This window comes from Jutongia sp. SJQ-6, from assembly GCF_054161275.1.
Window position 1 is genome coordinate 360382 of the sequence record NZ_CP195314.1, and the last position, 14199, is coordinate 374580.

14 protein-coding genes are annotated in these 14199 nt (G+C 43.3%); 13 read left to right on the plus strand and 1 reads right to left on the minus strand.

The annotated features are described in order from the left end of the window. Positions 1-30 precede the first annotated feature (30 nt). From ACSAJE_RS01610 to ACSAJE_RS01635, 6 genes are all read left to right on the plus strand, one after another. On the plus strand, positions 31-1422 hold the full coding sequence (locus tag ACSAJE_RS01610) for a hypothetical protein (RefSeq protein ID WP_458009522.1): 1392 nt from the start codon (positions 31-33) through the stop codon (positions 1420-1422). Next, on the plus strand, positions 1415-2089 hold the full coding sequence (locus tag ACSAJE_RS01615; RefSeq protein ID WP_022025484.1) for a DUF6320 domain-containing protein: 675 nt from the start codon (positions 1415-1417) through the stop codon (positions 2087-2089). Before ACSAJE_RS01610 ends, ACSAJE_RS01615 begins: the two co-directional genes overlap by 8 nt. Before the next feature lie 113 nt (positions 2090-2202). Then, on the plus strand, positions 2203-3126 hold the full coding sequence (locus ACSAJE_RS01620) for an alpha/beta hydrolase (protein ID WP_458009523.1): 924 nt from the start codon (positions 2203-2205) through the stop codon (positions 3124-3126). Positions 3127-3222: 96 nt separating this feature from the next. Further along, positions 3223-3411, plus strand: coding sequence for a hypothetical protein (locus tag ACSAJE_RS01625; RefSeq protein ID WP_444156034.1), 189 nt, complete (start codon positions 3223-3225; stop codon positions 3409-3411). Between the two features lie 44 nt (positions 3412-3455). Then, positions 3456-4388, plus strand: coding sequence for a recombinase family protein (locus ACSAJE_RS01630; protein WP_458010042.1), 933 nt, complete (start codon positions 3456-3458; stop codon positions 4386-4388). Beyond that, positions 4385-5179 carry a recombinase family protein gene (locus tag ACSAJE_RS01635; RefSeq protein WP_458009524.1) on the plus strand — a complete coding sequence of 265 codons (795 nt, stop codon included), beginning with the start codon at positions 4385-4387 and terminating at the stop codon, positions 5177-5179. Before ACSAJE_RS01630 ends, ACSAJE_RS01635 begins: the two co-directional genes overlap by 4 nt. Here the strand turns inward: ACSAJE_RS01635 and ACSAJE_RS01640 are convergent. After that, positions 5096-5653 carry a carboxypeptidase-like regulatory domain-containing protein gene (locus tag ACSAJE_RS01640; protein WP_458009525.1) on the minus strand — a complete coding sequence of 186 codons (558 nt, stop codon included), beginning with the start codon at positions 5651-5653 and terminating at the stop codon, positions 5096-5098. The two genes, ACSAJE_RS01635 and ACSAJE_RS01640, sit on opposite strands and share 84 nt — an antisense overlap. Before the next feature lie 227 nt (positions 5654-5880). On the opposite strand from ACSAJE_RS01640, the gene ACSAJE_RS01645 reads away from it, so the two are divergent. From ACSAJE_RS01645 to ACSAJE_RS01675, 7 genes are all read left to right on the plus strand, one after another. Further along, complete coding sequence (locus ACSAJE_RS01645; protein WP_118506917.1) at positions 5881-6315, plus strand: dUTP diphosphatase; 435 nt, start codon at positions 5881-5883, stop codon at positions 6313-6315. A gap of 17 nt (positions 6316-6332) precedes the next feature. Continuing rightward, the gene (gene deoC / locus ACSAJE_RS01650; protein ID WP_458009526.1) at positions 6333-6986 is read left to right on the plus strand and encodes a deoxyribose-phosphate aldolase; all 654 of its coding nucleotides are present in this window, start codon (positions 6333-6335) and stop codon (positions 6984-6986) included. 174 nt (positions 6987-7160) lie between these two features. Then, entirely contained in the window at positions 7161-8243 is a 1083-nt protein-coding gene (gene leuB / locus ACSAJE_RS01655) for a 3-isopropylmalate dehydrogenase (protein WP_118690126.1), read from the plus strand. 77 nt (positions 8244-8320) lie between these two features. Beyond that, positions 8321-9985, plus strand: a complete 1665-nt coding sequence (ilvD, locus tag ACSAJE_RS01660) for a dihydroxy-acid dehydratase (RefSeq protein ID WP_458009527.1) — start codon at positions 8321-8323, stop codon at positions 9983-9985. 17 nt (positions 9986-10002) lie between these two features. Beyond that, positions 10003-11688 carry a biosynthetic-type acetolactate synthase large subunit gene (gene ilvB / locus ACSAJE_RS01665; RefSeq protein WP_458009528.1) on the plus strand — a complete coding sequence of 562 codons (1686 nt, stop codon included), beginning with the start codon at positions 10003-10005 and terminating at the stop codon, positions 11686-11688. Between the two features lie 207 nt (positions 11689-11895). Next, positions 11896-12978 carry a 3-phosphoserine/phosphohydroxythreonine transaminase gene (serC, locus tag ACSAJE_RS01670; protein ID WP_022025474.1) on the plus strand — a complete coding sequence of 361 codons (1083 nt, stop codon included), beginning with the start codon at positions 11896-11898 and terminating at the stop codon, positions 12976-12978. Continuing rightward, the gene (locus ACSAJE_RS01675) at positions 12978-14141 is read left to right on the plus strand and encodes a phosphoglycerate dehydrogenase (RefSeq protein ID WP_022025473.1); all 1164 of its coding nucleotides are present in this window, start codon (positions 12978-12980) and stop codon (positions 14139-14141) included. Before serC ends, ACSAJE_RS01675 begins: the two co-directional genes overlap by 1 nt. Positions 14142-14199: the final 58 nt, after the last annotated feature.

Consider the following 14199-nt stretch of genomic DNA (forward strand, 5'->3'; position numbering starts at 1 on the left):
CCCGGCGTCTTACAGGTAAGGAGTAACAGTATGAGTGAACGCGATCGTAATCGTGGCAAAGAGCGGTGGAAACAGGAGAAAAGGAAGCGGAAAAAACGGCGTAAAAACAGACAACAGCTTGAAAAGCAGCAAAATGTCAGCCGGCGAAAAAAAAGAGAAGTAGCCGCCTGGGAACGACTTGATAATACCGCCAACCTTTTTCCGGCTATTGCAACGCAGAATATGACTAACGTGTATCGGATCAGCGTGACGCTGTCGGATCATGTTGAACGGGATTTATTGCAGCAGGCACTGGATGAAGTACTTCCGGTGTTTGATACCTTTCGGGTACGTATGCGCAAAGGATTGTTTTGGAATTATTTTGAGACAAATTATAAGGCACCGCCATTGGTGGAATTAGAGGATAAATATCCTTGCAGTTATATTGAACCCTATGAAAATAACGGCTATTTGTTTCGAGTGAGTTATTATCGCAATCGCATTAATTTGGAGGTATTTCATGTGTTGGCAGATGGTATGGGAGCCGTTAATTTTTTGCGGGAATTAACGTATTGTTATTTGCGATTGGCACATCCTGAGACGGACTTCGGCGGACAGAAAGGTTTATCGGATCTGACGTCTTTAAGCACGGAGGACAGCTATGTCAAAAATTATAAGAAAAGTCATAACAAGGGTTATAAAACAGCACGTGCCGTAGAGGTTAAGGGAGAACATCTTCCGACCGGAGAACTTGGTGTGATCCATGGAAGTATGTCTCTTTCTGCAGTGAAACAGGTTTGTCATCAGAGGGACGTTAGTATCAATGAATATATGACGGCTGTATTTATTTACAGCATATACAAGGAGTATCTTAAGGAGAACCCGTCAAGCCGTCCAATCGCAGTAGCGGTTCCTGTGAATTTGAGACCGTATTTTGAGTCTGTAACAACGAGAAATTTTTTCGTCATGGTCAGTGCGGTATATGCAGCCGATCGGACCGGGGAATCATTTGACAGGATTTTGGAATTGGTGACAATGAGTTTGCGTGAGCAGATCACAAAAGAACATTTGGAAGAATTGTTTTCCTATAATGTGTCCAATCAGAAAAACATTTTTCTACGCTCAGTTCCAATGTTTATTAAAGTGCTTGCTATGCGTTTTGTATATCGCTCTTCGGCTAGAGCGAATACGAGTACGCTTACGAATATTGGAGCCTTTCAGGTACAGAAAGAATATGAGCCTTTCATAGAAAAATTTCATGGAATGATCGCTATGTCAACAGGACAGCATATTAAAGCGCTGCTTTGTTCTTATCGGGATGAATTAGTGTTGAATTTCAGTTCAACGCTGCGTGATGTATCAATACAGCGACGGTTTTTCCGGAAATTAGTTGAAGATGGTATTGAAGTTACGATAGAAAGTAATGGGGTGTATTATGAGTGATCGAATATGTAAAAATTGTCGTCTTAGGATTGCGGATAATGCAAAAACCTGTTTGTTTTGTGGTCGGGTGTTGACCAAAGAATCTGACAATGTATTGGTTAATATGTATCCGGCAATATTCCACAAAACGCGTATGGCAAAGCGTATCGTATGGTCCTTTACGTTTGCTTTGATCTTAATACAGGTGTTACTTTTTGTGTTGAATTATTATTTGGATGCGGGACATCGCTGGTCTTTTGTGACAGCAGTGGTTTTTGCGTATGGAATTTTTTCGATGCACTATCTTACAGCATGGAATAAAAGCCATATTCGCAAGCTGTTTATTCAGACATTTGCAACGATTTTATTTTTGCTCTCATTAGATGCAGGGCTTGGTTTTCATGGCTGGTCAGTACAGTATGGTATGTCATGCAGCATATTAGTGCTGGATCTGTTTTTGGGGGGAGGAATGCTGATTAATCGTACTAATTGGACGAGTTATCTGACGACACAGGTGTATGCTATTGCGTTAGCAGTGATCAATCTTTGCATTGGGATTTTTGCCAAAGAAGGAAATCCGCTGTTTGCTTGGATCGTACTGTTAGTTACCCTTGTGTTATTTGGTGTTGCGGTACTTGCCGGTTCCCGCAAGGCGAAGAGTGAGCTGCGAAGGCGTTTTTATATATAAAGGATGCGAAACGATCTGCGTATGGGTGGTGTTAGGATAAAGCAGTGACAATTTACGGTTAAAGTGGAAAGATTATGATTCCCGGATGGGGATAAAGTATATGGAGGTAGCGTGTGCAAGAGCAGAGTTTTCAGGCAAAGTTAGTAAAAGAATGTATTCGGCTGGCGGCGGGAAACCGTTTGATCGGACCGAAGATCAAGATGGGAGAGTTGCAGCGGCATCTGGTTGATAAGGAACCGTTGTGGCGTAAGCCGGAGGATGTGCTTTGGGAACGGAAAAAGCTTGCAAATTGCATGGTTGAGGTGGTGCAGCCTCCGATTCCCGGCAAATATGCATTGCTCCACTTGCACGGCGGGGGATATGTGAATCCACTGCGCAATATTTATCGAAGTTTTGCTTATAAATATGCAATGATGTGCGGTGGAATGAAGGTATTTAGTACGGATTACCGGGTGGCACCGGAACATACTCATCCATCGGCGCTGCTAGATGCCATTGCATCTTATGAAATGATTTTGGATATGGGTTATACGGGAGATCAAATCTTTGTAGCAGGCGATTCTGCGGGAGGTGGTCTTGCGGTAGCACTCTGCATGTGGCTGCGTGAACATGACAGACCAATGCCGGCCAAGCTTGTATTGATGTCTCCATGGTTGGACATGACAGCGTCCGGGGGTTCCTACACGGACAATTATGACAAAGATCCGATGTTTGGCGGGACGAAAGAAAGTATGATCTATCGAGGAGATTATCGAGATGATCATGATCCGAAAGATCCATATCTGTCGCCGTTGTTTGGGGATTTTTCCGGTCTGCCGCCTATGTTGATACAGGTAGGTGAGATTGAAATGCTGCGAAGTGATGGCGAGTGCGCTGCACAGAAAGTACAGCAATGCGGTGGTCGGGCAACGGCACAGTGCTATGCCGGAATGTTTCATGTATTTCAGATGGGATTGTCACAAATACCGGAATCGGCAACGGCGTGGGAGGAAGTACAAAAGTTTTTAGAGGGAATGCGTGCAGAAAGTGATGAATAGACTGTAAAAAAAGCATGGCAGTTCAGAAACTGCAGCCGGCATTATTTTAGTTAGAAAATGAATCGGCTATGTGCGAAAGCAGGTTATCAGTGAAGCATGGAACAGTTAGAGTGGTACATTACGACGAAATATCAGCAGGAGGGTCCGTATCGGGAAGAGAGACGGATCCTTCTGCTTTATCGTGTCCGTATACAGGGACAGATGATGGGCATGAACGAGAGATATTATGGCAGAGCCGCATCACCGAAAGACAACAGGAAATTTGGAGATGTGCCCTTTACCTAAGACTATCTAGAGAAGATGAGGGAACCGCCATTGAGAGTAACAGCATCAGAAATCAGCGTGTAATGTTGATGGACTATATTGCGGCAAGACCGGAGCTTTGTTTTACAGGCGAATGGGTTGACGATGGGTATAGCGGAAGCAGTTTTGAAAGGCCGGCGTTGCAGCGAATGCTGCAGGCTGCGAGAGATGGAAAGGTAGATTGCATTCTTGTCAAGGATCTATCTCGTTTCGGACGAGAGTATATACAGACCGGATGGTATTTGAAAAAGTGGTTCCCACAGTGGGGGATACGTTTTATTGCGGTGGCAGACCATTACGATAGTGCTAGTGCTTTGTTTGGTGAAAAGGCGTTGTTGCTTCCAATCCTCAATTTGATGAATGATGCTTATTGCAGAGATATTTCCAGAAAGGTCAAAAACAGTCAGGAGGCCAGACGCAGGCAGGGAGATTACGTAGGTGCTTTTGCACCGTACGGTTATCAAAAAGCGATGATCAATAAGCACAAATTAGTTGTCGATAGGCAGACGGCAGATGTTGTACAAAAGATATTTCATTGGAAAAATGCAGGGCATTCCGCGGAAAAGATTTGTGCGTTTTTGAATGTTTTATTGATCCCATCGCCGTACGTATATAAGAAGATAAGCGGGCAGTCTTATAAGTCCGGTTTTGTGGACAGAAGAAAACAAAATAGTTTATCGAATATGACTAACAATAAGGACGTAAATGAAACAAGTGGTCAATCTTGCCTGTCCGACAATACGGACACACAAAAAGTGCTCCTATGGTCGCCGGTCGCAGTTCGACGTATTTTGAAAAATCAATTATATATTGGGATCCTTCAACAGGGCAAAACGAGAAAGATCAACTATAAACTGGCACAGAGATGTAAAGTGCCACCTGAAGAATGGATCAGTACGGATAAGGCGGTGCCGCCGATCATTGAAGAATCTTTATTTTGGAAGTGTCAGAGCAGATGAATAATATATTGTGTCAGCGTATAGGAATTTATGCAAGGCTTTCCGTTCGAAATACGGAGAGAGAGGAAATGTCAATCGAGAATCAATTGTTACTGGTTGGTCAATATTTGGATCAACATACCGAATGTCAACAACGAAAGGTTTATGTGGACTATGGGTATAGTGGAACAAACTTTCAAAGACCGGAATTTCAGCAGATGATAGAGGATTGTCGTTTGGGATTATTAGATGCAGTTATTGCGAAGGATCTGTCCAGACTGGGGAGAGAACATCTGCAATTGGGATGGTATCTGGAATACTTCTTTCCGGCAAATAATGTGCGGGTGATTACCGTGACGGATCATTATGACAGTGCAAGACTTACGGAGCAGATGCTGATCGTTGGATTGAAAAATTTATTAAATGAATGGTATGCAGTAGATACCGGATACAAGGTACGGTTGGCGAAACGTCAGCAAAGGGAACAAGGAAATTTTATCGGTGCCAAGGCTCCATATGGATATCGGATCTGTTACCGGAATGGCAAGAGAGTATTAGAACATGATCAGACGTTTTCTGTTTTAACAAACATACAAAATATGAGAAGAGCGGGACAATCTTCCGTGCAGATCGCAAATAAACTCAATGAGGATCACATAGCGACACCGGAGATATATCGTCGCACCGGAATTTTAAGAATACCGCAGGATCAGATAACAGATAAATGGTCAGGAGCGATGGTACGAGGTGTTTGGAACCATAAGAATATTGCATGTTGTTCGAACACCAGCGGGGATAACGACACGGCTTAGTACAATTTCACCGGTTTCTTCTATTGTTTTGATTTCCTCTTCGGGAATTTTTGGCGGGTATTTTTCGTATAACGTATGAGGTGGTATTACAAACAGTTCTTCGTTGGCTTCCGGTGTGTTGGGTTTTGGAATCAGAGTTGTATTTTGTAAAGCGGTCTGTCCGGATAAGATTTCAGCACCGCTGATTTCTACCGGTTCAAAATTTGGAGCAGTTATTTGGATCGAATACGTAGAATATGGGCGATCAGTACCCGGCATCATGCTATACTCCAATGGCGGTGCGGGCAGAGTGATCAGATCACTTTTGCCGGCACTGTTTGTTTCGGTTTCTTCAATTATATCGTTTGCATCATTGATATTACGGATCTGTATCTTGGCTCCGGCAATCGGTCTGGAGGTTCGGCGAGATGTGATATTTGCCTGAAAAAAACCTCTATCCGGCATATCTTTTGCTGCATATAGATCGTGAGACATAGAACCTCATTTCTGTGATTCTTTAAAAATCACACATAGTTTTGGATTATTGTATGCCTCTTGTCAGTCAGGAGTGAAAGATTGAAATAATATTTTCAGTATGATATAGTTGGTAGAAATGCTGCAATTGCGGCACAAACAGTATTAAAAACTACGGAATTGCAGATAACCTGCGAATTTGGCAAAATGGTCTGCGCGGACATCTGTAAACAGAAAAGAGGATTAACATGGAACAGATCAAGATTAAATATTTTACGGACAAGATCGATAAACTTGCTTATATCGATGGGAAAAGTGATTGGATCGATCTGCGAGCTTCTGAAGAAGTTACATTAAAACAGGGTGAGTTTGCTTTGGTGCCACTTGGTGTGGCAATGGAACTTCCCAAAGGATATGAGGCACATATCGTACCGCGCAGCAGCACCTATAAAAATTTTGGCGTGATACAGGCAAATCATTGTGGTGTGGTAGACGGATCTTACTGCGGAGATAACGATATGTGGCGTATGCCGGTCATTGCAATGCGCGATACACAGATTCATGTAAACGACAGGATCTGCCAGTTTCGTATAATGAAAAATCAGCCGGAAATCTTATTCGAGGAAGTAGAACATTTGGAGGGCAAAGACAGAGGCGGCTTTGGAACTACCGGAAAACAATAACGAGTAGGGAGGACATTATGGATAAGAAAAAGATATTGCAGCATTTAGATCATACATTATTAAAACAGGATGCTACATGGGAGCAGATCAAGACACTTTGCGATGAGGGAATGCAGTATCATGTGGCAAGTGTGTGTATTCCACCTTGTTATGTCAAAGAGGCACGTGATTATGTCGAAGACCGCTTGAAGATCTGTACGGTGATCGGTTTTCCAAATGGCTATCAGACAACAGCTGCGAAAGTGGCAGAGACGAAAGAGGCAGTGGAAGATGGTGCGGATGAAATTGATATGGTGATCAATATCAATCGTGTGAAGGATGACCGCTTTGAAGAGGTACTGCAGGAAGTGAAAGAAATACGGGCAGCCTGCGAGGGGAAAGTCTTAAAAGTCATCATTGAGACTTGTCTTTTGAGCAAAGAGGAAAAGATCAAAATGTGTGAGATCGTTACAAAGGCAGGGGCGGATTATATTAAGACTTCAACCGGATTTTCGACCGGAGGGGCTACGTTTGAAGATGTGGCACTGTTGCAAAAATATGTAGGAGATTCAGTGAAAGTCAAGGCTGCAGGAGGAATCTCATCGTTAGAAGATGCAGAGCGTTTCTTAAGGCTGGGGGCTGACCGCCTTGGAACAAGCAGATTGATCGCACTATGCAAATCGACGGATTAACTATTGCATGAGGAGCATAACGAAATAAGTTTGCATCACCCAACACTTGACACAAAAAGTGATTCTGTATAAACTATAATGTGATGCGTTTTAAGATTCTTTATAAAATGCAAATTTTGATGGTAATGCGTTCTTTATGGCGTACAGAGAAAAGACCGCAGAATGGAGGTTCCAATGAATTATAAGGTAGCCGTGATACCTGGTGATGGTATCGGTCCGGAAATTGTCAGAGAGGCAAGAAAGGTATTAGACAAGGTTGGACAGAAATATGGTCATGAGTTTACATATCAGGAGCTGTTAATGGGTGGATGTTCCATTGATGCTTATGGAGAGCCGTTGACCGAGGAGACACTGGAAGCTGCGAAAGCAAGCGACTCCGTGTTGTTAGGTGCCGTGGGTGGCAACGTCGGACAGTCTAATTGGTATCAGCTTCCACCGGATAAACGACCGGAGGCAGGATTACTGAAGATTCGTAAGGGACTGGAATTATATGCTAATATTCGTCCGGCTGTGTTGTTTGATGAACTTAGCGGTGCATGTCCGTTGAAACCGGAACTGACAGAGGGTGGATTTGATTTTGTGGTAATGCGTGAGCTTACCGGCGGTCTGTATTTTGGGGATCGTAAGACGGTTGAAGAGAATGGTGTTAAGAAAGCGATCGACACGTTGACGTATGATGAAAATGAAATACGCCGTATCGCCAAATGGGGATTTGATGTCGCAATGAAGCGTGGTAAAAAGGTTTGCAGCGTGGATAAAGCGAATGTTTTGGATTCTTCCCGTTTGTGGAGAAGTGTTGTCGAGGAAGTGGCAAAGGATTATCCGGAAGTGGAACTTACTCATATGTTAGTAGATAACTGTGCGATGCAGCTTGTGCGTGATCCAAAGCAGTTTGATGTGATCCTTACAGAGAATATGTTTGGTGATATTTTATCAGATGAGGCAAGTATGGTGACCGGATCGATCGGTATGTTGTCTTCTGCAAGCCTTGGTGCAACGAAGTTAGGTCTATACGAGCCGAGTCATGGATCTGCACCGGATATTGCAGGACAAGATAAGGCGAATCCAATCGCAACTATTTTATCTGCAGCGATGATGCTTCGTTATTCCTTTGATCTGGAAAAAGAAGCCGATGCGATCGAGAATGCCGTGAAGCAGGTACTTAAAGACGGATATCGTACGATCGATATCATGGACGAGGGAAAGACGCAGGTCGGAACAATACAGATGGGTGATCTGATCGCAGAACGTATTTAATAGAACATAAATACACAAGGTAGATATTGGTGCCTGCAGATTCAAATGGCAGGTCTGGAAAGGAATAAGTGATTATTATGAGAAGTGATGCAGTAAAGAAGGGAATGCAGACAGCACCTCAGAGATCGTTGTTTAATGCATTAGGAATTACAGAAGAAGAATTGGAAAAGCCGTTGATCGGTATTGTGAGTTCTTACAATGAGATCGTGCCGGGACATATGAATATTGATAAGATCGTTGATGCTGTTAAAATGGGTGTTGCTATGGCTGGTGGAACTCCAATTGTTTTTCCGGCGATTGCAGTGTGTGATGGTATTGCGATGGGACATACCGGTATGAAATACTCTCTTGTAACGAGAGATCTGATCTGTGATTCCACAGAGTGTATGGCATTGGCGCATCAGTTTGATGCATTGGTCATGGTGCCAAACTGTGATAAAAATGTTCCGGGTCTGTTGATGGCAGCTGCTAGATTGAATATACCAACAATTTTTGTCAGCGGTGGCCCGATGTTAGCCGGTCATGTTCAGGGCAACAAGACATCTTTATCTTCTATGTTTGAGGCAGTTGGTGCTCATGCGGCAGGTAAGATGACAGAGGAACAGGTAAATGATTATGTATGCAATGCTTGTCCGACATGTGGTTCTTGCTCCGGTATGTATACTGCTAACAGTATGAATTGCCTGACAGAGGCGATCGGTATGGGATTGCAGGGCAATGGTACGATCCCGGCTGTATATTCTCAGAGAATCAAGCTTGCAAAGCATGCGGGAATGAAGATCATGGAACTTTTGGAGAAAAATATCCGTCCAAGAGATATTTTGACAGAGCAGGCATTTATGAATGCGTTGACTGTAGATATGGCACTTGGATGTTCTACAAATACAATGCTTCATCTTCCGGCAATCGCACATGAAGCAGGCGTAGAACTTAACTTAGATATCGCAAATCATATCAGTGCAAAGACTCCGAACTTGTGTCATTTAGCGCCGGCAGGACATACCTATATGGAAGAGTTGAACGAGGCAGGCGGTGTCTATGCTGTTATGAATGAGCTGAGCAAGAAGGGCTTATTAAATACAGAACTTATTACTGCTACCGGTAAGACGGTAGGAGAGAATATTAAAGATTGTGTCAACCGCAATCCGGAAGTTATCCGTCCAATTGACAATCCATATAGCGAGACTGGCGGAATTGCAGTACTGCGAGGTAATATCGCACCGGATTCCGGCGTGGTAAAACGTTCTGCAGTAGTTCCGGAGATGATGGTACATGAAGGCCCGGCATGTGTGTTCGACTGCGAGGAAGACGCTATTGCGGCTATCAAGGGTGGCAAGATCGTTGCCGGAGACGTAGTAGTTATCCGCTATGAGGGACCTAAGGGTGGTCCCGGAATGCGTGAGATGTTGAATCCGACTTCTGCAATTGCTGGTATGGGACTTGGCTCTAGTGTAGCATTGATCACAGACGGAAGATTTTCCGGTGCATCACGTGGAGCAAGTATTGGACATATTTCTCCAGAGGCAGCCGTTGGCGGTCCGATCGCTTTAGTCGAAGAAGGCGATATTATTGCAATTGATATCCCGGCAAATACGATCAATGTCAAAGTCTCTGATGAAGTTTTGGCAGAGCGCCGTGCAAAATGGCAGCCAAGAGAGCCGAAGGTCAAGAGTGGTTATTTGGCACGCTATGCGTCGATGGTTACATCAGCAGATAAGGGAGCAATTTTACAGATTCAGTAGAAGAGTGGAGGAAAGTCATGCAATTAACAGGTTCACAGATTGTGATAGAATGTTTGAAAGAACAAGGGGTAGACACAGTATTCGGTTATCCGGGTGGTGCTATTCTGAACATATATGACGAATTATATCGTCATCAGGATGAAATTAGACATGTCCTTACATCTCATGAGCAGGGAGCATCTCATGCAGCAGATGGATATGCCAGAGCAACAGGTAAAGTCGGTGTATGTATGGCAACAAGCGGACCCGGAGCAACTAATTTAGTTACCGGAATTGCGACAGCTTATATGGATTCTGTTCCATTGGTTGCTATTACATGTAACGTTGGCAAGGCGTTACTGGGTAAAGATTCTTTTCAGGAAATTGATATTGCCGGAGTGGCAATGCCGATTACGAAATACAGCTTTCTGGTAAAGGAAGTTGATAAATTGGCTGATACGATCCGTCGTGCCTTTACGATCGCAAAATCCGGCAGACCGGGTCCGGTCTTGATCGATATTGCGAAAAATGCAACGAGTGACAAAGCTGAATATGAGCCGAAAGTTCCGGAAGAGATCGAACGCAGCACAGAAAATATTGACGATGCTGTTATTGATGAGGCAATCAAGGTACTGCGCAATGCCAAGAAACCGATGGTATTCGTTGGTGGCGGCGCTGTGATCTCAGGTGCGGATAAAGAACTTAAGGAATTTGTGGAAAAAGTAGACGCACCGGTAACGGATACGTTAATGGGTAAAGGTGCATTTCCGGGTACCGATGACCGATATGTGGGAATGCTTGGAATGCATGGAACAAAGACTGCCAATTTAAGTGTTTCAGAGTGCGATGCGCTGGTAGTTGTTGGATCCCGCTTCTCTGATCGTGTGACAGGCAATACGGCAAACTATGCGAAGAATGCAACGATCATTCAGATTGACATTGATGAAGCGGAGATCAACAAGAATGTATCGGTTGATATGAGCATTATTGGTGATGTGAAAGCTGTTTTGGAGCGTATGAATGAGCGCATGGAACAGATGTATCATAAAGAGTGGATGGATAAGGTGATGGCAAGAAAGGATGCACTGCCAATGACTTATTCTGAGGAGGGATTGACTTGTCCATATGTTATGGAGAAGTTGGACGAGTTGACAGACAGTGATAAGACGATCATTTGTACGGAAGTTGGTCAGCATCAGATGTGGGCGGCGCAGTATTACCACTATACACATCCACGTACACTGATTACTTCCGGTGGCCTTGGAACAATGGGATATGGATTGGGTGCATCACTGGGTGCACAGGTCGGCTGTCCGGATAAACGTGTTATTAACATTGCCGGAGATGGATGCTTCCGCATGAACATGAATGAGTTAGCAACTGCAAGCCGTTATAACATTCCGATTATTGAGGTTATTATTAACAATCAGGTGCTTGGAATGGTTCGCCAGTGGCAGACGTTATTCTATGGAAAACGTTATTCGCAGACGGTACTGAATGACAAAGTTGATTATATCAAACTGTCTGAGGCACTTGGGGTGAAAGCGATCCGAGTTACAAAGAAGGAAGAGGTTGAGGGAGCAATCAAAGAAGCACTTTCTACAAAAGGTCCGGTTGTGATCGAGGTTGTGATCGAGAGTGATGATAAGGTATTCCCGATGGTTGCACCGGGTAAGAACTTAGAAGACTGTTTTGATGAGAAAGATTTGCAAAAACAGCAGTAAGCGTGTTAATCCTGGTATAGTCTGACACGAAGTTCGAGTAGGCTTTAGTGGAAGAGTTGAATGTTTTGATATTCATGATACATAGCAGGGTTTCATATATTTACAAAGTGACAAAAGGAAAGGGGATTCCCGGACCGTTTTGGTTTTTGCGTAGTATGCGCCGCAAAAATTCAATAAAAATATGCGTATACAGAAATGAGGAGAAAAATGAGCAGAGTTTATAATTTTTCAGCAGGACCGGCAGTATTGCCAGAGGAAGTATTGCAGGAAGCAGCAGATGAGATGTTGGATTATCAGGGTTCCGGCATGTCCGTTATGGAAATGAGTCATCGCTCAAAAGTGTATGATAATATTATCAAGACCGCAGAGCAGGATCTGCGTGATCTGATGAATATTCCGGATAACTACAAGGTACTCTTCCTTCAGGGAGGTGCTTCACAGCAGTTTGCAATGATTCCGATGAATCTGATGAAGAACAAGGTTGCTGATTACATTGTAACCGGACAATGGGCAAAGAAGGCATGGCAGGAAGCTTCCAAATATGGTAAAGCGAATAAGATCGCTTCCTCCGAGGATAAAACATTCTCGTACATCCCAGACTGTTCGGATCTGCCGATCTCCGAAGATGCCGACTATGTATACATTTGTGAAAATAACACAATTTATGGTACGAAATACAAAGAGCTGCCAAACACAAAGGGTAAGACATTAGTTGCAGATGTATCTTCCTGCTTTTTGTCAGAACCGGTAGATGTCACAAAGTATGGCGTGATTTATGGCGGTGTACAGAAAAATATCGGACCGGCAGGTGTTGTCATTGTGATCATCCGCGAGGATCTTATTACAGAAGATGTTTTGGAAGGTACACCAACAATGTTACAGTACAAAATACATGCAGATGCACAGTCTCTGTATAACACACCACCGGCATATGGTATTTACATTTGCGGTAAGGTATTTAAGTGGCTCAAGAAAATGGGCGGCTTAGAGGCTATGAAGAAGCACAACGAAGAGAAAGCAAAGATCCTGTATGACTTCTTGGATCAGAGTAAACTGTTCAAGGGTACGGTAGTGCCAAAAGATCGTTCTTTGATGAATGTTCCGTTTGTAACAGGTGATGCAGATATGGATGCTAAGTTTGTCAAAGAGGCAACAGAAGCAGGTTTTGTTAACTTGAAAGGTCATCGTACCGTAGGTGGAATGAGAGCCAGCATTTACAATGCAATGCCAAAAGAGGGCGTAGAGAAGTTGGTTGAGTTTATGAAGAAGTTCGAGGAGGAAAATGCGTAATGTTTCAGTATAGTTGCTTAAATCCGATCGCACAGATTGGCTTAGATGGTTTTGATGGACAATATGAAAAGACAGATGATGTGAATGCGGCTGATGTGGTGCTTGTTAGAAGTGCAGCGATGCACGATATGGAGCTTTCTGATAAGCTCTGTGCTATCGCACGTGCCGGTGCCGGTGTCAACAATATTCCATTGGATAAATGTGCGGATCAGGGTATCGTTGTATTTAACACACCTGGTGCAAATGCAAACGGTGTAAAAGAGATGGTGGTATCCGGTATGCTTTTGGCTGCCAGAGATATTGCAGGTGGAATGCAGTGGGTTAAGGACAACGCTGATGATGAAAATATTTCCAAATCCATGGAAAAGGCAAAGAAGAATTTTGCCGGTACAGAGTTAAAAGGCAAAAAACTTGGTGTTATCGGACTTGGAGCTATCGGTGTGTTAGTTGCTAATGTGGCAAGACATTTCGGAATGGAGATCTATGGTGTAGATCCATTCTTATCCGTTAATAATGCGTTATCTCTTTCCAGAGATGTTACCGTTGTAAAATCTTACGATGAGTTGTATCAGGTATGTGATTATATTACAATTCATGTTCCTTATATTCCTGAGACAAAAGGAATGCTCAACAAGGAAGCTTTCGATCAGATGAAGGATGGCGTTGTTATCTTGAACTTTGCACGTGATCTTTTGGTAAATGATGATGACATGAAAGCTGCTTTGGAGTCTGGAAAGGTGCGTCGTTATGTAACAGATTTCCCAAATCCAGCCGTTGTTAAGATGCCGAATGTGATCGCAACACCGCATCTCGGTGCCTCTACAGCAGAGTCAGAGGATAACTGTGCCGTTATGGCAGTACATGAGCTTCGTGAATTTTTAGAGAATGGTAATATCATCAATTCTGTAAACTATCCAAATTGTGATGCAGGTGTCTGCAATACAGAAGGACGTATTACAGTTGCACATAAAAACATCCCAACGATGTTGACACAGTTTACCAATGTATTTGCTGAAGAAGGAATTAATATCGCACATATGACAAATAAGAGCCGTGGTGATTATTCATATTGTGTATTCGATATTGATGCTGCTTCTTCAAAGGCATTGGAAGATAAGCTGAATGCAATTGATGGTGTATTAAAGGTACGTATCATCAAATAATGTAGTACGATACACAATTTGCCGGATCGTTACTCTGAAAATTTTGGGGTAACGATCC